Raw genomic sequence first — 22,298 nt, forward strand, 5'->3', positions numbered from 1 at the left:
GGGAAATGCAGTGCTTTCATTGCATTTCCTCTTTTCCGATTTAAAGGAGGATAAGCCATGACTCCACAACCTTTTGTGGCCATGAAAAACATCGAAAAGTCGTTCAACGGCGTACTGGTTTTGAAGAGTGTGACGCTGGAAGTGGAAGAAGGGGAAATCCATGCCCTGCTCGGCGAGAACGGGGCCGGCAAATCGACGCTCATGAATATCTTAGGAGGCGTCCATCAGCCGGATAACGGAACCATCTTCATAAATGGCGAAGAAGCCAAAATGGCGGACCCGCGCGTTTCGCAAGAACACGGCATCAGCTTCATCCACCAGGAACTGAATATGGTTTCTGATTTGAAGGTCTATGAAAATATGTTTCTCGGTTCGGAACTCCGCAATAAATTCGGTTTCCTTGCTGTAGAAGAAATGTGCCGGCAAACGCACGATATTTTGGCGGAACTCGGTGTCAACATCAATCCGAAGGAATATGTACGGAATCTCGCGACGTCCTACAAGCAATTGATCGAAATCTCGAAAGCGCTGCTCCACAAATCCCGTTTGATCATCATGGATGAGCCGACGACATCGCTTGCGGAACATGAAGTGAACCGTTTGTTCGAATTGATGAAGAACCTGAAGAAGACCGGCGTCTCAATCATTTACATTTCACACAAGCTGAAAGAGATTCAGGCGGTATGCGACCGCTACACTGTTTTACGGGACGGGCAGCTGGTAAAGACCGGAATGGTGGAAAATGAAGACTTGGAAACCATCACAAAAATGATGGTGGGAAAAGCCATTTCACAGGAACGCTTTATGCACGAGCATCCTTTCGGAGAGGTGGCAATGGAAGTGAGCGGCCTGACAAGTACGGGGCATTTCAAGGATATCGATTTCACTGTCCGCAAAGGCGAAATCGTTGGATTTACGGGACTTGCAGGAGACGGCAGGACAGAGCTCTTCGAGAGTTTATTCGGATTTCGGAAAAAATACGCTGGCGAAGTGAAAATCAACGGCCAAGTCGTGAAAATAGATCATCCGCGGAAAGCGCTCCAAGCGGGAATCGGCTATGTCCCCAAAGACCGCAAGGAAAATGCCATCATCAAGGATTTGAGCGTCATCCATAACATGAGCCTCTCATCGATGGGCAATTTTGAACGCTCAGGCTTTATCCAGGACAAAAAGGAACGAGAAAAATTCGATGTCTACAAAAAGGCGCTCAACATCAAAGTCCATAATCCGCGCATCACTATTGATAAGCTGAGCGGCGGAAACCAGCAGAAAGTGATCATCGCCAAATGGCTGGAAGCGGAAACCGATATCCTGATTTTCGACAACCCGACGCAAGGCATCGATGTCGGCGCCAAACAGGAAATCTATCAACAGATCATCGCGTTGTCGAGGCTCGGGAAAGCAATCATCATCTTATCTTCGGAGGCGCCGGAAGTGCTGCGCATCTGCCATACGATCAACGTCATGTACCACGGGGAAATCACAGCACGGTTCACAGGAGAAGGGGCAAGCGAAGAGGAAATCATGCATTATGCAACTGGCTCAAAAAGGGAGGGCATAGCCATTGGCTAACATCGATGTAAAGGAATATACACAAGAACCTGTCACGGCAAAAAGCCGCTTGTCCTGGCTGTGGGCTGAATACAGCGTCATCATTGCTTTTATCATCATTTTCATCGGATCATCGCTGATGAATCCGCGATTTCTCGACATCAACAACCAGCTGAATATTCTGATGCAGGTGTCGATCATCGGCATTATCGCACTCGGAATGACCGTGGTCATGCTGTCAGGGGGCATCGATTTATCGGTCGGTTCGGTTCTGGCGCTCGCCGGCGTCATTTCGGTCCTGGCATTGAATGCATCCGGCAGCATCCTGGTCGGGGTCTTCACCGCCTTGCTTGTCGGTTCGTTTGCCGGGTTCCTGAACGGGTTGATGGTGGCGAAAGGGCGGATTGCGTCGTTCATCGCCACGCTAGGGATGATGGCCGGTGCCCGTTCGATTGCGCTGTATATTGCCGAAGGGGGAAGCGTATCAGGGGAAGTAGATGGATTCACGGCGATTGCGAACAGCGATTTATGGGTGTTCGATTACCCGGTCATCATCTTTCTCTTGATGGCAGTGCTCGTGTATATTCTGATGCACAAAACCCGGTTCGGCCGGTATGTCTATGCGCTCGGCTCGAACGAAAAAGCGGCGATGCTGTCGGCAATCCGGGTGGACCGGATGAAAATCTGGGTCTACACGCTGATCGGCACATTGGTCGGTGTGGCCGCGGTCATCGAAACGTCGCGCTTGAATTCCATCTCGTCCTCAAGTTCAGGGGCCCAATATGAGCTTGATGCGATTGCGGCTGTCATCATCGGAGGCACACGGATGACCGGCGGACGCGGCAAAATCATCGGTACGCTTTTCGGGGTCCTGATACTGGGCATATTGAACAATATGATGAACTTGATGAATGTCTCTCCCCATTTGCAAGGTTTTGTTAAAGGGCTGATCATCATCATTGCTGTCGTATTTCAAAAAAGGGAATAGGAGGGGATTGGATGGGTTTCAAAGTAGGCATTATCGGCTGCGGCTCCATTACGAAAATGCGCCATGCACCGGAATACAAAGCGAATCCGCATGTCGACGAAATTGTCTTTTATGACCGCAACCTCGACCGGTCGGAAGCCATGGCGGCGATGTTCGGCGGAACCGTGGCGCAAAGCGTGGATGAATTGTTTTCCGATCCCGGCATCATCGCCATCAGCGATTGTTCGTCGAATGAGCACCATCATCTGTTTTCCACCCAGGCGCTTTTGAGCGGAAAGCATGTCTTGTGCGAAAAACCGATTTCGCTGACAGTGGAATATGCCCGGGAAATTCTCGAGGCGCAGAAAAACTCCGGGAAAAAACTGATGGTCGACCACAACCAGCGCTTCACGCGGGCCCATCAGAAAGCGCGGGAAATCATCGCAAGCGGCGAACTTGGGAAAGTGTTGACGTTCCGCACGGCATTCGGGCATTCGGGGCCGGAAGCTTGGGGCATCAATAAAACCAACTCGACTTGGTTCTTTAAAAAGGAACGTTCGGGCTTCGGCGTAGGAGGGGATTTGGGCATCCACAAAATCGATTTGCTGCATTACCTGCTCGGTGATGAAATCGTCCAGGTCAGCGCATTCCAAGGAGCTCTCCATAAGCTTGATGAAAACGGCGAACCGATTGAAGTGTGCGATAACCTGGTATGCAGCTTGATGACCGAAAAAGGCTGCATCGGCAATGCCGCTTTTTCGTGGACCTATTACGGTGAAGAAGACAATAGCACCATAGTGTATTGCGAGAAAGGCATCCTGAAAATCTACCATAACGACCAGTACCAGCTCCAGATCATCATGGACAACGGCGAAAAAGTGAATTACGAGCTCGAAGCGATCCAAACAAACGACAACCAGACAAGCAGCGGCGTCATCGATGCTTTTATCGACTCCATCCGATTGGACCAGGAACCGATTGTAACAGGCGAAGATGCGCTCAAATCGCTAAAAGTCATCCTAGCCATCATGGAAGCGGCCGAGACGAATCGCGTTGTCACAATCGAAAAAGAGCCTCTCCTCCATAAATGAGGAAAAGCTCTTTTTTCTATTAGAACATCATGTTTAATATCAACGTCAGAAGAATAGAAAGAATGATGGAAATGATGATGCTTCCCATACAACCCATGCGCATACTGATCCCACCCTTGTTTATGATAATGTTTTTTTACCCCGTTTGCGATTTGCTAAACAAAGGAGGACAGATTGATATACTAAAGTATATGGAGGAGGATCTTGGAATATGAAAAAAAACAGCATTGATAAAGACAAAGCATGGAATGAAGTCATCGGCGTTCTCAGCAATCTGGAGTATCCGTCTAGCGAGGAAGTGCTGGATGATGCATACCTCGCGTTTCATTATTATTCCGAAATGGAAAGCGGCGGCCATGAAATCTTGTTGAATTGGTTTTCCGGAGATATGAAAGGAACGGATTTCGGCCTTCGCCTCATTGTGGCATTAGAGAAAATCGGGGCTGCCGGTTATGCGGCAATTGAACGAGAGTATGGCGCAACGCTGCTGCAAAGGTACATAGCACTTGAAAATGGGGAAGGATCCGAAGAAGCGTTCTATGAAGCCGTTGAACAAGCGGATAACGCCTACTACGCACTCGACGGGAAGCTGGCGGAACTGCTGGAGGAATATTTCCTTGAAATCCACGAAGCGGCCACACGAAAATAGTGCCGTTTGTACAAAAAAGAACCCTTCCTTTTGAGGAAGGGTTTTCTTCATTTCGGAAGCGACCGGTTCAGGATGCCCAAATAGGCTGCCCAAGGACCGACGTCCGCCCGGTAGCGCTCGGCCATGACCCGGACAATTTGGGAGATGTGGGTGAGGTCATGGACGACCCAGGTCGCAAGGAGTTCTCTCAATTTGACGGTGCCAAAGTCAGGATGGAGGCCGGTCAGTTCCAGTTGTTCAATGGGATCCACGGCTTCCATCAATCTTTGGATGTTCTGCTTTCTGAGCATCTGGAATTCCATCAGCTTTTCGTCGATCGACAAATGTGAGTTTTTCTGGAGATGCGCAAAGCGGTCAAAAGGGGGGAACGGCTGGTTTTCACCTTCCTGCAAAATGATGTTCAGCCGTGGCATCCAGTCGGAAATCTCTGCTTCAATCAAATGGCCGACTACTTCCTTCGCATTCCACGTATCCGATCCTTCATTGCATTCCAACCAGCCGTCAGACAGGCCGGATAAGAAAACCTCCAAAGTCCTGGGCGTCCGTTCCAGAATTTCCACAGCTTCGTTCAAATCAAAATTCATGACCATGCTCCTCTCCAGAATGGTTTTATTGCTCGCATTGTACTATAAATCGATGGAATTAAGAATAGCTTAAGGAATATTATTCATTCGAAAAAGGTGCAGTTACGCTAGGTAAATCGTCCCTTTTAATTATATAAACGCATCTTTTTTACAGTTATTTTATATATATTTTAAATAAAACTCTGAATTCGAGATATTTAGGTTTATCCGGCATAAGCTGAGGCAATTAGAAAACAAAAGGGGTGGCAGTTTTGAGCAGAGATGAGTTGTTGATGGAGAGAGTGGCGAAGCGCGACAAACAAGCGCTGTCTGCCTTGTATGACCGGTATCACCGGATGGTGTGGAATTTCGCGAGCCGCAGCCACGTCGACCCCAACGCCTGTGAAGAACTGGTATCCCGCGTTTTTAGCCATCTGTGGCTTCAGCCGGGGGATTTTCGGAGTGATAGAAATTTTGCAGCTCTGCTCCTGGAATGCTGCCGTTCGAAAAGCCTCGAGATGCGGGAGAAGAAATGCTGTTAAAAGAGTCCTGACGTCAAGGCTGCCATCAAATTTTAGTAAACCAACGGCCGCTTAAAAGCGGCCGTTTTTGATTTTATCTTCTTTACGTCCAAATCGTATAACAAGAAGGAACACTCCATAGCCCGAATGCCGGAGTGAATAGCGGGTTTTAGCGGCAGCTCGCTCAGGGTATCGTAGAGGAACAAGCAATATATTTCGGTTAGGAGAGGTTTTGCGATGCCCTATGCCAGGATAGATGACTCGGTTTCATTGTTTTATAAAATTGAAGGAGAGGGGCTGCCCATTGTCTTTATCCACCCGTTTGTGATGGGCCATAATGTTTTTATGCACCAGAGACCCCTTGCCGCTAAGTATCAGACGATTTTCTATGACCTCCGCGGGCACGGGCAAAGTTCGAAAGGCGAATTGCCGATAACAATCGACCTCCTGGCGAATGACCTGAAAAAACTACTCGACCGGCTGGGAATCGAAAAAGCGGTGCTGTGCGGCTATTCGCAAGGGGGCCTGGTTGCGCAGGAATTCGCGCTGCTCTTTCCGGAACGGACGCATGCACTCATCTTGTCGGGCGGCTTTTCCGAATTGAATAATTTTACTCCGAAATTCTTCGTCAATTCTGTAAGATGGATGGCGCGTTTAGGCCAGATTCCGATGGCGGCAAAGCTCCAGGCGAAATTGAACAAGCGCTTTCCGGAAGACGAACAGCGAATATATAAGTACGGCAAAAAAGCGGACGGCCAGCGTGCTGCGGAGTATTGCGAGGCAGGCCTCATCTACAATTCCACGCATTCGCTTTACCGATTGAAGATGCCGATCCTGCTCGTCTACGGTTCCCTCGAAACGCCGATGCACCATTATTGCATCCCGTTTAAAAGGGCTGCGCCGCAGACACAGGTCGTATTCATCGAGAAAGGCACCCACCAAGTGCCTCCGCAGTCCTTCGAAAAATTCAATGAAGCTGTTCACCGGTTTTTGGCATCTATGTCTGAAAAGGAGGCAGGGGAAGCCGTATGAAGACATTCAGCCGTTTGATCGGGCCGGCGCTGATGATTTTTGTCGGGCTCCAGTTGTTCGAGAACGTGGCGATTACGTTTCTATTGTTCTACAGCTGGCTCCTTGGTGTGCCGCTGATTGATATGCTGCCGCCGAAAGAGCGCTTCAAGCTGACCAAAAAGGCACTGCTGGTCGGCATCGGAAGCGGGCTGCTGTTTTTCGTATTCATCTTCGGAGGATTGAGCTGGCTCCATGTTTACCTGCTCGACCTGGAGGCCCTGCGCCGGCTTTTGCTCGACTGGGGCTTTACCGGTTCGGGAGAGGTTCTGCTGATCCTGGTCCTGCTGGTGGCCAATCCCATCCTTGAAGAGTTTTATTGGCGAGGCTATATGTTCACAAAACTCCGTCCAAAGATGTCGGCGAATCTCACCATCCTGACAACCGCTGCCTTTTATACGCTGTACCACCTCATCACCATCATCCCGATTTTCTCCCTGACATTCAGTCTGGTAGCTGTTATTCCTGTATTTGCCGCCGGCCTGTTCTGGGCGCTGATCCGGGAGAAAACCGGTTCCATCACCGCGGCGATCATCAGCCACATGTTGTCGGACTTCGGGATTATATGCGTCTATTGGTTTATCGTCAGATGAAAAAGGGGTTGTCCAAAAAGCTCAAAACAAAAAGGCCAGAGGAGAAAAAGCATTGCTTTTTCCACCCTTGGCCTTTTCTTTATTCTACAATGGCTGATGGGAATGGAGGCGGCGAGCAAGTTGGCCGAAGGTACTTCTGCCAACTTGTTTGCGACGAAGCAGCGTAGCGATGCAGGAGCATCGGTTTTTCCAGCGGGACAGCTTGCGCCGCAATGGACAGCAGTCCCTTTGTCTAGTTGTCTTGGATTTCAGCCAGTGCATCGTCTTCGATGATCGTATCCGACAAGCGCAATTGTTCAGCAGCTTCGCCGATCCGGTTTTGGCAATCGCCAAGCGGCACTTCGCTGCCGGTTTCAACGGAGTAACACTTGCCGCTGCCGCTCGGGCGGGTCAAATCCGGTGCATAGTATAGGCTCCCGTAGCGGTAGGAACCGTCCCGGAAAACCGTCAAGTTCGGTTCGCCGTCAAGAAGCGACTCGCCGAGCATGTAAGGCGGCGTTAGGCCGAGCAGCTCAAGTACGGTCGGTGCGATATCCATCTGGCCGCCGTTTTCTTCAACGGTCCGGCCCGACTCCAAGTTGGCGGGCTTGATGAAGAGCGGCACAGAGCGGTCAAGAGCGAACAATTCCACTGGGGAATCAGCGCTTGCTTTTTGTGCCATTTCATCCTGCGGGGCCGTCAATCCGCTGTCGTGGTCGCCATAGAAAACCACGAGCGAATCGTCCCATTTGCCGTTCTCTTTCAATTGTTCAATCATCAGTCCGACTGCCGCATCGACATAATGGACGGTGTGGTAGTAGTTCTGCAATAAGGGGTCGCTGTAACCCGACAAGTCGAGCCGCTTTTCCTCTTCCGGGATCTCGTACGGGATGTGGCTGGTCAACGCGACCATGAAGGCATAGAACGGTTCATCCAACTCTTCCATCAATTGGACGGAAGTCGTGGAAAAATCTTTGTCGTTCAACGCCATGCCGATATCTTCTTTTTCCGGGAAATCTTCTTTGCTGAAAAATTGATTGAAGCCGATTTTTTTGTAGAAATCGTTGCGGTTCCAGAAATCCTTCTCGAAGGCATGCATCGCTGCCGTGTCGTAGCCGGCTTCTTTGAGGAGCTCCGGCAGGGCATCGAATTCATTGTCCGCATATTGTGTATAGACGGAACCGGATTTCACGGGATGCAGGGAAGTGTTCACGACAAATTCCGCATCGGACGTGCGGCCCTCATGGGTCTGGTGATAAAAGTTCGGGAAATACAGCATTTCGTCGCGCAGCCGGTTCAAGTTCGGTGTCAGCTCCTGGCCGTTGATTTCCTGGCCGATCACAGAGGTCTGAAACGATTCAAGCTGGAGGATGATGACATTCGTCCCTGGAGCTGCCGCTTCTATGACTTCGCCGTTCAGTTCTTGGATCGCTGCGGTTTCTTCTTTTGTCACTTCGCCGCCGATGTTGAGTGTATCGCCAATTCCGCGGGCGGCATCAACACCGTGGTAGCCCCAAAAACCGAGCTGGTAATACTCGCGCATGTTTGAAATCGGTTCATCCGCAATCCAATTCTCACCGTTCGCATAGCTCAAGGCCAAAGGCACTGCGAAACCGACCACGCCGACAATAAACCCGGCAGCCGCAGCAAAACGCGAGCGGCTTTTATCTGCAGGCACAGGATGCTTCCGCAGATAAAGCAGGACTCCTGCAAACAAGAGAAGATCTGCAAAGAACAGGAAGTCCTTTGCTTGGATCAAGGTCAAAAAGCCGCCTCCGACATCTCCCATCTGCCCGATGTCTGAGAGGAGGGCGACGGAGAGCAGGTCTTCAAAATACCGGTAATACCATAAGTCTGAGATGAGGAGCGTACTATGAAGAAACAGCGAGGTCATCAAGATCCATCTCCGGATGCGTGTTTTCACCAAAAGCGCCCAGCTCGTCATCACCAGGATGGCGGCTAGATTGATGAGCAGGAAGCTAAAATTGAATGCGCTCGCTGTCAGGATGCTGAATAGAAAAATCTTGGCAAGCGACAATAGCAGATAGCTCCAATAATCGAGAAATTTCATAAGTGCACCCCCGGACTAAACGCGGGAGAATTCTTATAGAAGGAATTCAGGCGTTTTCTATATATTTACCTGTTTTCAGAAAGCCAGAAACATGCAAAGGATCGATTCCTTAATTTGTACATATTTCCAATGACCATTGGCGCAGGAAGGTTCTACAAGATTTTTGAGGGGCAAGAGGGCAGCTTTTCAATGTTTTGCTGCTAGCGAAGCGCAAATTTGGGTAAAGGGGAATAGACGAACGGAGGTGGGGGCATGGAAAAAGCGGTTTTGGCAGATCTTCTGGATGCAGAAACTTTCAGCGAACTGTATATGCGGGACAGTCCGCTGCTGTTCAGCAGCATCAAAAAAACACTGGAAGCAGAACTGGCGGCGTTGGATCACCGGAAGCTGCTGACGCTGAAATTGAGAAAGGCCGGGGATATACAGCGGATGCTCCTGCCGAAGCCTACCCGGGAATACACCAAATCGCTGCTGGCATTCATCGCCAATAAACCGGTGGACGGCTTTGCCATCGACAGTTATTTGACGCCGCTAATCACGAAAGTGGTGGAAGAACAATTCATCGCTTTTTATTCGGACGAGAAGCGCTTGAAGGAAGTGCTGGCCGGTGTTGAAAAACGGCTCAGCGAAATCCAGGATGAATACGAGGCGCACCGCCTTTTATACGACAATCTGGATTTGCAGAAAATCATGGAGCTTCGGGAGCAGGAGACACAGGCAGGCAAGACGGCCAAATCCGTGTTGGGGAAATTGACATCGGAAACGATGGTGAGTGCGTTCAAGCAAGTTGCCGCTATTTTAGGGAAAGCGTCCTATAAAGCAGTGATCCTGAATATGGGGAAGGCCATCTTTTCTTCAGGAATCGTATCGTTTGTCAAACCCATCGTATTGGGCGCACTGGCGAAAATCGGCATCGCTGCCATTGCGAAAACAGCTGTCGCCAAAGCACTGGCTCTCATTATCGGAATCGGTTCAGTTGCTGTCAGCATACCGGCTGCCTATGTATTGCTGCCGGTTGTAGCCGCATTCCTGACCTATGAGGTCTATACGCTTCCGAAAAAGCTGGCAGCCAAACTCCCGTTAGAAATCAGCCGGAAGCTTGAAGCGGACTTCACGGAAGTGAATCAGCGCATCACGGAAGAACTGGCAGGGAGTTTCCTGGCCGAATTGGAACACTATCTGCATGAACAAGAGTAGGGCGGCGCCGCTTTAAGGTGCCGTATTTTTTTGCCTATAACCATGCAAAGGGAATTTGTGTAAAATGGAGGAAAGCGTCCAGTAAGGGGATCAGGGGGATTAACATGAAACCATATCTAGCGGCAGGAATTTATCTGTGCCTCTTCGGCTTGTCTGCCTATTTCTATTTTCAAGCCCAGCAAAGCGCAGACCCGGCAGCCCATGACCGCCTCCTGCCCGTCGAGATAAAAGCGGTGAAAGCCGGAACCGATGAATCGGAGCTGCAGGCGATGGTTCTGGATGCCAAAAAGGACGGGGATGTGCTTTCCATCGCCGGCATGCAGCATAGCCAGGGCGGCCATACTTTGTACCCCGGCGGCATTTTGCTCGACATGAAGCCATACAATAAAATCCTCGATTTCGACCAACAGAAAAAGACCATCACTGCCCAAAGCGGCGCGACGTGGGACGATCTCCAGGAATATATCAATCCATACGGGCTCGCACTCGGAGTCAGCCAATCGCAAAACATCTTCACAATCGGCGGTTCGCTCAGCGTTCAGGCGCATGGCCTCGATATCCGGAACAACGGGATGATCGACACCGTTGAATCGCTGCGCCTCTTGAATGCGGAAGGGGAAATCCTCCAATTGAGCCATACCGAAAACACTGAACTTTTCCATGCCGTTGTCGGAGGATACGGATTGTTCGGCATCATTTTGGATGTGACGTTCAAACTGGTGGATGATGCCCTGTACGAGATGGAGTCCGACCGGTTTGATTACGATGAGTACAGTGCGTATTTCACGGATCGGGTCTTGGGGGATAGAGCGGTAAAAATGCATTTAGCACGCATTTCAATCGCTCCCGATTCCTTTATGAAAGAAATGTACGCCATCAATTACCGCACGGCAAAAGATCAATCCGCAATGGCCAGGTACCAGGAGCTGAAGGAAGACCGTCTGATTGCCGCGCCGAAGATGATCCTGGGGCTTGCCCGATTAAGCGATGGGGGAAAGGAAACGTTCTGGAAGACGCAGAAGGCGTATGCCGAATCAGTCGAGGGCAAGCTGATTACCCGCAACAATGCCATGCGTTCGGACTCCGAATTCATGGAATACGACAGCAGCACCAAAACCGAAATCCTCCAGGAGTACTTTGTGCCGGTCGTAGGCTTTAGCGCGTATATCAAAGACCTGAAAGCACTGCTCGAGCAAGAAAAGGATTTCAATCTTTTAAATGTCACCATCCGCTATGTCGGCAAAAATGACAAGGCCGTGCTGTCCTATGCAAGAGAGGACATGTTCGCACTTGTGCTTCTCATCAACCAGACGGCGGATGCGGAAGGGGTGGCCCGTACAGAACGCGTGGTGCAAGAAATGGTCGACATCACGCTGGACCATGGAGGCACGTATTATTTACCATATTACGGCTATCCGACCAGGGAGCAGATGGCCCAGTCCTATCCACGGACAGAAGAATTCTTCCGATTGAAAGACCGGTTTGACCCGGACCACCGCTTTATGAATATGTTTTATGAGGAGTACAAGCAATGAACCATAAGCGCTTTATCGCATATCAAGGAACTGTCGGCATGGCTTCGGCGATGATTTTCCCGTTCTATATCCTGCTGCTCAAAAATGTGGGAAACAGCTATGCCCAGTTCGGCTGGGCATACGGGCTCTTCGCCCTGACGTCTGCGCTCTGTTACCCGCTGATCGGCAAAGCGGCCGACCGGATCGGCGACAAGGCACTGCTTGCCGTGTATTCGTGGGGCATGGCAGCGACGCTGCTGTTCTTTCCGCTGGCTGCTGAAATATGGCATGTCTACGTTCTGCAAATTGTCATGGGGGTCCTTGGTGCGGTCCAGAAAAACTCCGAAAAAACAGTTCTTGCCCGCTACGTCTCGAAAGACACAGCAGGCAAGCAGATTGGCAATTACCATATATGGACATCGGTTGCCGCAGCGCTGGCTGTCATCGCGACCGGTTATCTGGTCGATTTCCTGACCATCGCCAGCATTTTCTACATCGCTTCGCTCGCTTTTGCGTGGAGCGGCATCATGGCAATGAACATTGCCGGCAAACCGCTGGCTAAAAACTGATTTATTATTTCCAGATCGCCTTATATTTCTTCTTGTATTTCGGGTCATCGACGGAATCAATCAGTTGCAGAGCGGTTTGCCTTAAATTTTCGTCCTGCTGCACATCGTAGATATTCCGGAAGTTCTGCTGGATATCCGAACGGATCAGCGTGCCGTTTTTTTCTTCTTCGCAATTGCGGAAACGGTCGCTCAGGTGAATGGTGACCAGTTCGTTTTGTTCCGGGCCGGCGAGTGCGATTTTCCACATGGATTGGACGGCGTGGCGGGCCGTGACGAATTTCTCGTCTTTCGTTACAACCCAGATCCGCGGGAAATCTTCAAGCATCCGCTTGTCAGGGTCGCTTTTCGCCAAGTTCGCCAAATATTGGACAGCCCGTGAACGTTGATGGTTGTCCTTATGGCCAAGGCCGGCAACAAGCCCGTCCCAAACTTCGTAAGCCCAATCGACTGGCTGTTCTGTAGCCTCCAAAATGGCTAGATAGGATGAATACATCCGTTCTTTGTCAGTAGACCGGGAATCCTCAAATAACATTTTTATTTTCTGATCCATATCGTTTCACCCCTTTCCATTGATTGTGGCAGAATTAAAGAAGCAAATCTACATAAAGTCAAGTCTGATTTGGAGAGTAATTTCTGTTCAGCGGGGTATATATTAATCAGTTTTAGATTTAGATTAAGGGGCGATTCAATGATCAAAGAAAATACAAAGGTCGGCATTGCAGTGCTTATTTTGGCCATCGGACTCGGATTGTCGATGCTGTTTCTGGCAGTCTTCACCGAAATTGCAGAAGAAGCCCTGGAGCAGGAAGCCTGGTCTTTCGATTCTTCGATCATCGGTTTTTTCAATTCGATCGGCAGTGATGGACTCGACATCCTCATGATTGTCATTACAGAATTGGGATCGGTTTGGTTTTTGTCGGCATTCTCGATTGCTACAATCCTTTATTTATGGACGCAGCACAAAGATAAATGGGGCATCCTGTTCTTTATCCTGGCAGTAGGGGGCGGCGGACTTTTGACCACGCTCCTTAAGAACCTGTACGAACGCGGACGGCCGTCGATCAATCCGGAAATAGACGCCATCGGGTTCAGCTTCCCGAGCGGACATTCGATGGGTTCCCTAATCTTCTACGGATTCATCATCTACTTCGTCATGCGGAGCCGGGTGAATGAACTCGTCAAAGGCCTGGCCATCAGTCTTATGGCTGTGCTCGTTGTCCTGATCGGCCTCAGCCGCATCTATCTGGGGGCGCATTTTCCGAGCGATGTGCTGGCCGGCTATTTTGCCGGAGCCATCTGGCTGATCCTCAGCATTCTCGCACTCGAATGGATCCAGTGGCAAAGCCGGAGCCAAGTCCGCCCGGTACACGAGATCCGCGGATTCGTGGCCAAGGTATTCAGAGCCATCGCAGAAAGGCTGCCTGCGGCAAAAAGATAGCCTTAAAGAGTTGAATGAAACTACAAATAGAAGGTGGAATGGATATGCCGGAGCAGAATTTCACAGACACGGAGACGAAAGCAACCATCGAAGAAATGCTGGAAACAATCGGCCATCTTCAGGCAGTCCGCTGGGCAGCAGACTGTGCGGAACACACATTGCCCTTGTACGAAGAAAAATATCCGAACGATGACCGACCGCGAAAAGCGATCGATGCGGCACGCAATTGGCTGAAAGGCGACATCGGAGTCAGGGATGCCAGAAAATCGGCTTTCGCTACGCACGCAGCAGCAAGGGAAACGCAGGATGAATCTGCTATCGCGGCTGCAAGGGCAGCCGGGCAAGCTGTATCGACAACCCATTTGGCGGGTCATGCCATCCATGCATCCACTTATGCGGCAAAAGCGGCGGCCATCGCTTCAAGTTTCGACGAAACGGCTGTAGAAGCGGAACGCCAATGGCAGCTCGAACGGCTGAACGATATTAAACGCAATTATCCAAACGAATAAAAGCGAAAAGCAGGCCAAGGATAAATCCCCTGGCCTGCTTTTCTGCGTCTATTGCATGAAAAGAAAGTCGTTTTCGAAAATGAAGGAATAGCTGATGTCGATGTATAGGAAATATTCATCTGACAGCGGGTAGCTGAACGTGCGGACGGTTTCGCCTGTCTCGATATCGGAATAGGTGTCGGAAAGCATGCCCCGGTGCCATGTCTTCATGTGCATGATGTTTTCCAGAAAATACGGACGGAACGACCAATTGGCGCCTTTGACGAGCGGTTCAACCTCCCAGTGCTCACCGCGCTTCCGGAAGTTCGAGGAAACTTGTTCACCGTCGCTTCGGCATATGTACATCCGGAAACTTTCTTCATCGAATGGTCCGGTAAGGGTGGAGATGAACCGATCAGCCTGCTCTGGCCCTTGCCAGGTCGGCTGGAGCTTTTTCACTTTTTCTTCGCAAAGCCGAGCGAACGAGTAGCGGCCTTCAACAAGCACCTTTTCGCGGTGGACAAATTCCCGGACATTTTCCCGGACGTTGACCGCGACTGAATCAGACGGTACAGGAGCGGCCTGCGGTCTTGCCAAATAAAACCCCTGGTAATAATGGCCGCCGTGTTTCCAGGCGAAGTACAGCTGGTGTTTGTCTTCGATGTTCTCGTAGGCCAGCTTCGCGCCGATCCGCCGGGCGAGAAGCGCCAGTGAGTAAATGACATCCTCGTAGATGTCAGTTTGGTTGTTGCGCGTAATGCTAGTGTCGATTTTCAGAATGTGCGGCTGCAGCTGGCGGATGCGATCGATATTGGAGCTTTTGGCGCCCACATGGTCGACAGCAATTTGGATGCCGTACGTCTTGTAGTAGCTGAGCAGGTGGCTGAGGACGTCGAAGTCTTCATCGAAATCATGCTCGGTGATTTCCAGGACGATCCGCTCCATCGGAAAGCCCTTCTCCTTGAATGCATTCAAGGTATGGAGCAGATCTTCCCCATTGTTGATCATAAGTTGTTTGGCGTTGCGGTTGATGAAGAGCGAGCCGGCTGCGCCGGTTTCGATCATTGTTGCAATCGCCGATTCGAGAAGGTGCCGGTCCACTTCAGCTTTGAAATCATCTGGTACATCAGCGTCGTGGAAAAATTCCCCGAGGCTCTTCAACTCGCCGCCTTCATCAAACCGGCCGAGCACCTCGTAGCCGCTGATGGAATGGTTGACGGCACTGATAATCGGCTGGAACGCCGGTTTCACTTTGTCCATATTTTCCAAAATATATAACGGGTCCATGGCAGGTCCTCCTTTGCTACATGATCATGAAGAAATAAATGATGACCATGACGATTACGACAGCAAGCATCGATGAAATAAGCGTGATGTGCATATTGGATGGATAGAACGTTTCATTGATGATTTGCTGCCGTTTTTTCTTATAGTTTTGTGTGGATGTGAAAATGATGACCAGCCCGAAGATGCAAGCGAAAATGCCCAGGGCGATCGTGAAGACATCCACGAATTGATTGCGGGTGGAGCCCATGGTGAAATGCAGGCTGGTCGCCAGAAAGCCGACACCGACGATAGAGATGCCGGTCCGGATCCAGGCAAGGTATGTGCGCTCATTGGCCAAGTGCTGCTGCGTGTATATGAGCTGGTTTTTCTTTTGGGGGGGTGGACGGCGCGCCATCAGTCTTGCTCCTTTCGGGGAGTTGGCAAATCAGAGTCAAAGGCCAGCCCTTTCTCTATTAATGCGGCATCCAAAATGCGGAGCGCTTTCGGGCCGAAGCCGTGCAGTTTCAAAAGGTCTTCCTTTCTGGCTTGTGCAAGATCTTCCAATTGCGAGTAGCCGGCGGCAGCGAGTGCACGTTCTGCCGGTTTACCGAGTCCTTCGGGCAAATTGCTCTTGGAGCCATTCATCTGTCATCCCTCCCGGTTAGTTGTCATTTTACAAGTGCAGCACGCAGATTGGCGCCGTATTCAAGAAATGCCTTCAGGCAGGCAAGCGTGTAGGTCCAGCCTTCCTTATTGTCGAGCAGTTCATCGAGGAAGCGGTCATCCTTTTCCCGGAAACCTTCTTCTTTTACAGCGATGATGGTGGAGGAAGGGCCGGCATCCTCAAAGGTGATCGTGACGGTATGCCCGTTATCGTCTTCAAAAACAATCAGCCGATCGGCTACAAGCTGCCGGATGTTGATCGTGCCTTCTGCGTCATATTCATCATACCGGAGCAGGATGGATTTTCCTTGTGCCCAGCGTTCAGAGCTGGAAGAAAACCAGAAGCCTCCGATTTTTGCCGGGTCGGTGAACGCTTCGAACAGCTCGGATGCCGGTTTTTCAATTTTCATTTTCGTCATGGTGTGCATGCCGCTGCCTCCTTATTCTTTTCGCATGGGCGGAAGAGGTTTTCAATTATTGTGCCATTGTCCTGTCCCTTATGCAAGGGCGTCCTGGAGCAAAGCAGGGAGTGCTTCACTTTGTTCGGCGTGTCCAAATATTTTATTTTATCCTCCTTTACAGGGATAGTAGATAACAGGTATTTGAAGCAGAAGCGCTGTAATTGGCTTCGAACAGCGAGCGCTTAGGAGGAATTTACATTGACTGGAGATCTTAGGCAGGAAACAGCCATTCAGCAGCAAAAAGAAGGAAAGCATATCTTTTATTGCTCGAGACAATTGGATAAATACATCGAAAAAGCAGTGGCATTTGTCGAATAGGGAATTCTTGCAGGCGACCAGGTGATGTTTGTCGAAAACATGAGAATCTACCCGATGGTGCGCCAACAGCTTGAAGAACGGCTGACCGCTGAACAATTGGAGAAAGTCCATTATGTGGACAACTTCACGTTCTATTGGAAAAACAGAAGCTTCCATCCGGAAACCATTCTGGCCCATTTCGTCGAGATAACCGGTGGATTCCAAGTGCCGGGTGGCCACGTGCGCACTTGGGGCCACATCGAATGGGGAGACGACCAGGATATAGCACAGGAAATTGCAGCGTATGAAACCGCTTTGGAAGAACTGGTTTCGGAAACGAAGGGCATTTCAGTCTGTGCCTACGATGCCAGCCGGATGCACGACAATTTGAAAAAGAAATTGTTGGCATTGCATAACTATTATATGACGGATTCAGAAACGGCGTCTTTTCTGGAGACGCGGAATATGGCTAATTAAAGACAGCAAAACCATTGAATCAGCCGATTCAATGGTTTTTTTCGTTTCGCTATTTCTCAGCCGGGTATTTAAATAGGAAGGCTGTACATATGACAAAAGCTATCCGAGGAGGATGAAGATGGATATTGAAAAATATAGAGTGAAGCCCGATGAAAAAGTGGAATTGTCCAAGTATCCAACTTCCGAAGAAGAGCGCTACAGCGACGAAGAGCTGCGCGAAAAGCGGATTCCGGCAACCATTGAAAAAATGAAAGAGCTGCACCTGAAGCTCCATGCAGAAGAGGAAAAAGGAGTGGTTGTTGTCCTGCAGGCGATGGATGCGGCCGGCAAGGACGAAGCGATTACGTATATTTTCTCGAATCTCACTGCGCAGGGCATCAAGGTATCGCAGTTCAAAAAGCCGTCTGAAAATGACCTGAAGCACGACTACCTCTGGCGTTTCCGGGAAGGGCTGCCGGCGCGGGGCCAGATCGGCATTTTCAACCGGTCGTATTATGAAGAAGTGATTGCGCCGAGGGTGCATGACCTGCTTGGCGAGACGCCGCTCCCGGATGAGCTGATCGATGAAGGCATCTGGAAAGCGCGCTACCGCCAGATCAATGATTTCGAACGCTATCTGGTGGAAAACGGCTTCCCTGTCGTCAAATTCTTTTTCAATATGTCCAAAGAAGAACAGAAACGGCGGCTTCTCGAGCGCATGAAGGATCCGGCTAAAAACTGGGAGTTCTCCTTTAATGACGTCAGGGAGCGCGAATATTGGGACGGCTATCAGGATATTTTTGAAGATATGCTGAACAATACTTCCCAGGATTATGCCCCTTGGTATGTATTGCCGGCAGACAACGAATGGTATTCGCGCTATATCGTTGCAGAAGTGATGGCCGATGTGCTTGGGAAGATCAACCCGAGCTTCCCGGAAATCGCCGGCGAAGAGCGGAAGAAGCTTGAAGAAGCAATCCGCGAGCTTGAAAACGAATAAAGGAAAAGCCGCTATGGAATCAGCTGATGCCATAGCGGTTTTTATATGAAATAAAACGATAGAAATCTGATAAATCAGAAAACAGATTGTTTTCAAAAATATGGTTAAGTATAATGAAAGAGAATTGACAAAAGATCGAGGGAGCGTGAAGCAATGTCCAACGAACCAGCAATGGAGAAAGGGCGCGTCGCTGTCATGGATGAACCTGAAAAACTCAGCTACCGGGAATATGAATTGCCGAAGCCCGGGCCGGGAGCGGTCCTGCTAAAAGTGCTGCGATCCAATATTTGCGGATCGGAACTGCATATCTGGAGAGGGCAGCACCCGACAAAGAAAAAAGGCGTGCTCGGACATGAGATGATCGGGGAAGTCCATTCGCTTGGCGAAGGGGTGGACACCGATTTTGCAGGCGAACCGATCAAAAAAGGGGACCGAATCGTATCGGCTTACTATATTACCTGCCGAAAATGCGCCGCCTGCCGGGAAGGGCATTTCCATCTTTGTGAACACGCGTACGATTTTTGGAACCAAGCTCCGGAAGAAAGCCCTCATTTCCATGGCACCTTCGCTTCGCATTATTACATTCACCCAGACCAGTATTTCTATAAAGTGCCGGATAATGTGTCGGAAGCCTCCGCAGCCAGCGCAAACTGTGCGTTGTCCCAGGTTTACTTCGGGCTGGATAAAAGCGGGGTGACGTACGGGCAGACCATCGTCATCCAGGGAGCCGGTGGGCTCGGCCTGAATGCAATCGCGGTTGCCAAGGAAAAAGGCGCGACGGTCATCGCGATTGACGGGGTTGTAGGCCGCCTGAAGCAAGCGAAGCAGTTCGGGGCGGATCATGTGCTGAACATGAATGACTACGGGTCCACGGCAGAGCGTGCCCAAGCGGTTCTGGATTTGACCGGAGGCATTGGCGCCGATATGGCGATGGAAGTGACCGGCGTGCCGGCAGCTTTTGCAGAAGGCATCCACTTGATCCGGCCAGGCGGAAAATACGTGACAATCGGGAACATCACACCGGGGAAAATGGTGGATTTCGATCCGGGTCTCCTGACGCGCAAATCGATCCAGATCATTCCGGTTGTCCGCTATAACCCTTGGTATCTGTACAAAGCGTTGAAATTTTTGTCTGATACCCAAGGGAAATATCCGTTTGATGACATGATGGATGCGGAATTCTCGATTGATGAAATCAAGCTGGCGCTCGACAAGTCTGCAGCGAGGGAAGTGACAAGAGCATCCATCGTCATGGAGAGATAATGAAACCCAATAGGAGGATCAGCAGATGTTGAATACATTGAATTACCATTTCAGTTCAATCATCGACGGAACGCCGCTGGAAAAAGACGGCCATAAAGATCTTGAGGTCTTCAATCCTTATAACAATGAAGTGATCGGAAAGATTTCTTGCGCGACGCCGGATGATGTGAAAGCCGCGGTCGAAAGTGCACACCGGACCTACGAAGAATCGATGAAAGGGATGCCGGCGCACAAGCGCTCGGAAATTCTGCGGAAAACAGCGGACCTGCTCGAAGGACGTTCCGATGAATTTGCCCAGGTGCTCGCACTTGAAGCGGGCAAGCCGATCAAAGAAGCGAGAGGCGAAGTCCTCCGGGCGGTCCAGGTGCTGCGTTTCGCTTCGGAAGGGGCGAAAGCGATCTACGGGGAAACCATTCCACTCGATAGCGCCATCGGCGGCGAGAAAGGGGTCGGCATCGCGAAACGTGTGCCGCTCGGGGTGGTCGCGGCGATTACCCCGTTCAATTTCCCGTTGAATCTGGTGCTCCATAAAGTGGCGCCTGCACTGGCGGTCGGCAATACAATCGTCTTGAAGCCGGCAGAAAAAACACCGTTCACGCCGGTGCTGCTTCACCAATTATTCGAAGAAGCCGGCTTGCCGAAAGGGGCATTGAATATTGTCATGGGCCCAGGCCAGGAACTTGTCGAACCGCTTGTCACCCATCCGAAAGTCAAAAAAGTGACGTTTACCGGAAGCGGTGCTGTCGGCTGGAAAATCCATGATATGGCGAAACGGAAAAAAGTGACGCTTGAACTCGGATCGAACGCACCCAACATCATTTTTGAAGATGCTGATTTGGAGCTGGCAGCCAATTCGATTGTGCTCGGCGGCTTTACGTATGCCGGCCAGGCTTGTGTCTCCGCTCAGCGCATTTACGTGCACGAATCGGTATACCAGCCGTTTCTCGATAAATTGGTGGAGAAAGTCAGCGCGCTGAAAACCGGCGATCCATTGGATGAATCGACGGATATGGGCCCGATGATCACCGAGGAAGCGGCGGAGCGGGCAGAATCGTGGATCCAGGAAGCGAAGCAGCAAGGCGCAACCGTTTTAACAGGGGGAGAGCGGAGAGGTTCGATGCTCCAGCCGACAGTCGTGGCGGACGCCACTGCGGAAATGAAAGTCGTTTGCGTGGAAGTGTTCGCGCCGATCGTCAGCGTCATGCCGTTCTCTACAGAAGAGGAAGTCGTCGCCCACGCCAACGAGACCGATTTCGGCCTCCATGCCGGCGTCTTTACCGCAGACATCAACCGGGCGATGCGGATGGCCGATGCAATCGATACGGGAGGCGTCTGGATCAACGAAGTTTCCGTAAGGCGCTATGACCACATCCCTTACGGCGGTGTGAAAAGCAGCGGCATCGGCAAGGAAGGCGTCAAATATTCCATCGAGAGCATGACCGACCTCAAATTTATCGGGATCAAACTGTATTGAACGAAAAAGTAAAGGAGCGTGCCGAATGAAAGTGAAATCAGCCGTACTGCGGGAAATGGGCTTAGAGACGCCTTATGCAGAAAGCCAGCCAATCAAAATTGAAACATTGGAATTGGATTCGCCGGGACCGGGAGAGGTGCTCGTCCAAATCAAAGCAGCAAGCCTCTGCCATTCCGACTTGTCCGTCATCAACGGAAGCCGTCCGCGGCCGATGCCGATGGCGCTTGGCCATGAAGCGGCCGGCATCGTCATGGAAATCGGAGAAGGTGTGTTGGACCTGGAAGCCGGAGATTATGTAGCGTGCGTCTTCGTACCGAGCTGCGGCCAGTGCGGCCCTTGCCGGGAAGGCCGGCCGGCCCTTTGTGAGCCTGGGGCTGTCAGCAATACAGCCGGAACCTTGCTTGGCGGCGAACGCCGCTTGCATGCCGGGGACGAAGAAGTGAACCACCACGTCGGCGTGTCCGCATTTTCGGAATACGTAGTCGTATCGCGCAACTCGGTCGTGAAATTCAGTAAGGACATCCCGTTTGAAAAAGCGGCGCTGTTCGGCTGTGCGGTGATTACGGGTGTCGGGGCGGTCGTCAATACCGCCAGCGTCAAGCTCGGGAGCACCGTAGCAATTGTCGGCCTTGGCGGCATCGGACTCAGCGCCCTTCTCGGCGCACTGGCCGCAGGGGCCAGCCGCATCGTTGCAGTGGATATCAATGAGCAGAAATTGAAGCAGGCGAAAGAACTCGGCGCGACGGACGTCTTCGATTCGCGCGATAAGGATGTGGTCGCGAAAATCCGTGAGGCGACGGGAGGCGGCCTGGATTTTGCATTCGAGACGGCCGGGGCTGCTCCTGCAATGGAAGTGGCTTACGGCATCACCAAACGCGGGGGGACGACCGTGACAACCGGCCTGCCGCATCCGGAAGCGCAGTTCTCGTTTCCGTATGTCACGCTGACTGCCGAGGAGCGGACGCTTAAAGGATCGTATCTCGGCAGTTGTGTGCCGAGCCGGGACATTCCTCGCTATATGAATTTGTTCCAGGAAGACCGGCTCCCGGTGGATAAACTGATCAGCGACTTTATCATACTCGATGAAATCAACGAAGGCTTCGACAAACTGGCTTCCGGTGATTCATCGCGCGTCATTATCAAATTTTAATTGGAAAAG

At 50.9% G+C, this 22,298-nt stretch carries 24 protein-coding genes; 17 read left to right on the plus strand and 7 right to left on the minus strand.

The features are described 5' to 3' along the window. The first annotated feature begins 57 nt into the window (after positions 1–57). The 4 genes from ACTL32_RS11305 (at position 58) to ACTL32_RS11320 (ending at position 4,258) form a co-directional block, all read left to right on the plus strand. Positions 58–1,572, plus strand: coding sequence for a sugar ABC transporter ATP-binding protein (locus ACTL32_RS11305; RefSeq protein WP_441341580.1), 1,515 nt, complete (start codon positions 58–60; stop codon positions 1,570–1,572). Then, complete coding sequence (locus tag ACTL32_RS11310) at positions 1,565–2,539, plus strand: ABC transporter permease (protein WP_441341581.1); 975 nt, start codon at positions 1,565–1,567, stop codon at positions 2,537–2,539. The genes ACTL32_RS11305 and ACTL32_RS11310 overlap by 8 nt, the downstream gene beginning before the upstream one ends. Before the next feature lie 11 nt (positions 2,540–2,550). Beyond that, positions 2,551–3,609 (plus strand): Gfo/Idh/MocA family protein, encoded by a 1,059-nt coding sequence (locus ACTL32_RS11315; RefSeq protein WP_441341582.1) that lies wholly within the window; start codon positions 2,551–2,553, stop codon positions 3,607–3,609. Between the two features lie 211 nt (positions 3,610–3,820). After that, on the plus strand, positions 3,821–4,258 hold the full coding sequence (locus ACTL32_RS11320; protein WP_441341583.1) for a DMP19 family protein: 438 nt from the start codon (positions 3,821–3,823) through the stop codon (positions 4,256–4,258). Positions 4,259–4,305: 47 nt separating this feature from the next. Here the strand turns inward: ACTL32_RS11320 and ACTL32_RS11325 are convergent, their stop codons facing one another. Next, positions 4,306–4,842, minus strand: coding sequence for a DinB family protein (locus ACTL32_RS11325; protein WP_441341584.1), 537 nt, complete (start codon positions 4,840–4,842; stop codon positions 4,306–4,308). A 251-nt stretch (positions 4,843–5,093) separates the two neighbouring features. Here ACTL32_RS11325 and ACTL32_RS11330 point away from each other — a divergent pair, with 251 nt between their 5' ends. The 3 genes from ACTL32_RS11330 to ACTL32_RS11340 all read left to right on the plus strand — a co-directional run bounded on the left by ACTL32_RS11330 (position 5,094) and on the right by ACTL32_RS11340 (position 7,003). Beyond that, entirely contained in the window at positions 5,094–5,363 is a 270-nt protein-coding gene (locus tag ACTL32_RS11330) for an RNA polymerase sigma factor (RefSeq protein ID WP_441341585.1), read from the plus strand. 216 nt (positions 5,364–5,579) lie between these two features. Next, the gene (locus tag ACTL32_RS11335; RefSeq protein ID WP_441341586.1) at positions 5,580–6,374 is read left to right on the plus strand and encodes an alpha/beta fold hydrolase; all 795 of its coding nucleotides are present in this window, start codon (positions 5,580–5,582) and stop codon (positions 6,372–6,374) included. Further along, complete coding sequence (locus ACTL32_RS11340) at positions 6,371–7,003, plus strand: CPBP family intramembrane glutamic endopeptidase (RefSeq protein ID WP_441341587.1); 633 nt, start codon at positions 6,371–6,373, stop codon at positions 7,001–7,003. Before ACTL32_RS11335 ends, ACTL32_RS11340 begins: the two co-directional genes overlap by 4 nt. A gap of 232 nt (positions 7,004–7,235) precedes the next feature. On the opposite strand, the gene ACTL32_RS11345 is transcribed toward ACTL32_RS11340, so the two are convergent. Next, complete coding sequence (locus tag ACTL32_RS11345) at positions 7,236–9,053, minus strand: LTA synthase family protein (protein ID WP_441341588.1); 1,818 nt, start codon at positions 9,051–9,053, stop codon at positions 7,236–7,238. Positions 9,054–9,305: 252 nt separating this feature from the next. On the opposite strand from ACTL32_RS11345, the gene ACTL32_RS11350 reads away from it, so the two are divergent. The 3 genes from ACTL32_RS11350 (at position 9,306) to ACTL32_RS11360 (ending at position 12,333) form a co-directional block, all read left to right on the plus strand. After that, the gene (locus tag ACTL32_RS11350; RefSeq protein WP_441341589.1) at positions 9,306–10,250 is read left to right on the plus strand and encodes a hypothetical protein; all 945 of its coding nucleotides are present in this window, start codon (positions 9,306–9,308) and stop codon (positions 10,248–10,250) included. Positions 10,251–10,354: 104 nt separating this feature from the next. Next, positions 10,355–11,785, plus strand: coding sequence for an FAD-binding oxidoreductase (locus ACTL32_RS11355; RefSeq protein ID WP_441341590.1), 1,431 nt, complete (start codon positions 10,355–10,357; stop codon positions 11,783–11,785). Continuing rightward, positions 11,782–12,333, plus strand: a complete 552-nt coding sequence (locus ACTL32_RS11360; RefSeq protein WP_441341591.1) for an MFS transporter — start codon at positions 11,782–11,784, stop codon at positions 12,331–12,333. Before ACTL32_RS11355 ends, ACTL32_RS11360 begins: the two co-directional genes overlap by 4 nt. 4 nt (positions 12,334–12,337) lie before the next feature. On the opposite strand, the gene ACTL32_RS11365 is transcribed toward ACTL32_RS11360, so the two are convergent. Further along, positions 12,338–12,883 carry a hypothetical protein gene (locus tag ACTL32_RS11365; protein ID WP_441341593.1) on the minus strand — a complete coding sequence of 182 codons (546 nt, stop codon included), beginning with the start codon at positions 12,881–12,883 and terminating at the stop codon, positions 12,338–12,340. A 138-nt stretch (positions 12,884–13,021) separates the two neighbouring features. On the opposite strand from ACTL32_RS11365, the gene ACTL32_RS11370 reads away from it, so the two are divergent. Continuing rightward, positions 13,022–13,771, plus strand: a complete 750-nt coding sequence (locus tag ACTL32_RS11370) for a phosphatase PAP2 family protein (protein ID WP_441341594.1) — start codon at positions 13,022–13,024, stop codon at positions 13,769–13,771. A 44-nt stretch (positions 13,772–13,815) separates the two neighbouring features. Next, positions 13,816–14,280, plus strand: coding sequence for a putative immunity protein (locus ACTL32_RS11375; protein WP_441341595.1), 465 nt, complete (start codon positions 13,816–13,818; stop codon positions 14,278–14,280). A gap of 48 nt (positions 14,281–14,328) precedes the next feature. On the opposite strand, the gene ACTL32_RS11380 is transcribed toward ACTL32_RS11375, so the two are convergent. Genes ACTL32_RS11380 through ACTL32_RS11395 form a run of 4 tightly spaced genes read right to left on the minus strand, consistent with a single transcriptional unit; the run spans position 14,329 to position 16,616 of the window. After that, a complete protein-coding gene (locus ACTL32_RS11380; RefSeq protein WP_441341596.1) occupies positions 14,329–15,546 on the minus strand; it encodes an EAL-associated domain-containing protein in 1,218 nt (405 codons plus the stop codon). Between the two features lie 16 nt (positions 15,547–15,562). Further along, positions 15,563–15,940 carry a YidH family protein gene (locus ACTL32_RS11385; RefSeq protein WP_441341597.1) on the minus strand — a complete coding sequence of 126 codons (378 nt, stop codon included), beginning with the start codon at positions 15,938–15,940 and terminating at the stop codon, positions 15,563–15,565. Next, the gene (locus ACTL32_RS11390; protein ID WP_441341598.1) at positions 15,940–16,170 is read right to left on the minus strand and encodes a helix-hairpin-helix domain-containing protein; all 231 of its coding nucleotides are present in this window, start codon (positions 16,168–16,170) and stop codon (positions 15,940–15,942) included. Before ACTL32_RS11390 ends, ACTL32_RS11385 begins: the two co-directional genes overlap by 1 nt. Positions 16,171–16,193: 23 nt before the next feature. Beyond that, the gene (locus ACTL32_RS11395) at positions 16,194–16,616 is read right to left on the minus strand and encodes an SRPBCC family protein (protein ID WP_441341599.1); all 423 of its coding nucleotides are present in this window, start codon (positions 16,614–16,616) and stop codon (positions 16,194–16,196) included. Positions 16,617–16,970: 354 nt separating this feature from the next. On the opposite strand from ACTL32_RS11395, the gene ACTL32_RS11400 reads away from it, so the two are divergent. The 5 genes from ACTL32_RS11400 to ACTL32_RS11420 all read left to right on the plus strand — a co-directional run bounded on the left by ACTL32_RS11400 (position 16,971) and on the right by ACTL32_RS11420 (position 22,289). Beyond that, entirely contained in the window at positions 16,971–17,423 is a 453-nt protein-coding gene (locus ACTL32_RS11400) for an MEDS domain-containing protein (protein WP_441341668.1), read from the plus strand. Between the two features lie 118 nt (positions 17,424–17,541). Then, entirely contained in the window at positions 17,542–18,402 is an 861-nt protein-coding gene (locus ACTL32_RS11405; RefSeq protein ID WP_441341600.1) for a PPK2 family polyphosphate kinase, read from the plus strand. A gap of 153 nt (positions 18,403–18,555) precedes the next feature. Beyond that, on the plus strand, positions 18,556–19,665 hold the full coding sequence (locus ACTL32_RS11410) for a zinc-binding dehydrogenase (RefSeq protein WP_441341601.1): 1,110 nt from the start codon (positions 18,556–18,558) through the stop codon (positions 19,663–19,665). Positions 19,666–19,690: 25 nt separating this feature from the next. After that, positions 19,691–21,139: an aldehyde dehydrogenase family protein gene (locus ACTL32_RS11415; RefSeq protein WP_441341602.1), complete on the plus strand. Its 1,449-nt coding sequence runs from the start codon at positions 19,691–19,693 to the stop codon at positions 21,137–21,139. A 25-nt stretch (positions 21,140–21,164) separates the two neighbouring features. Beyond that, positions 21,165–22,289, plus strand: a complete 1,125-nt coding sequence (locus ACTL32_RS11420) for a zinc-dependent alcohol dehydrogenase family protein (protein WP_441341603.1) — start codon at positions 21,165–21,167, stop codon at positions 22,287–22,289. The last annotated feature ends 9 nt before the right edge of the window (positions 22,290–22,298 follow it).

Source organism: Planococcus sp. FY231025, assembly GCF_052078085.1.
GTDB lineage: Bacteria > Bacillota > Bacilli > Bacillales_A > Planococcaceae > Planococcus.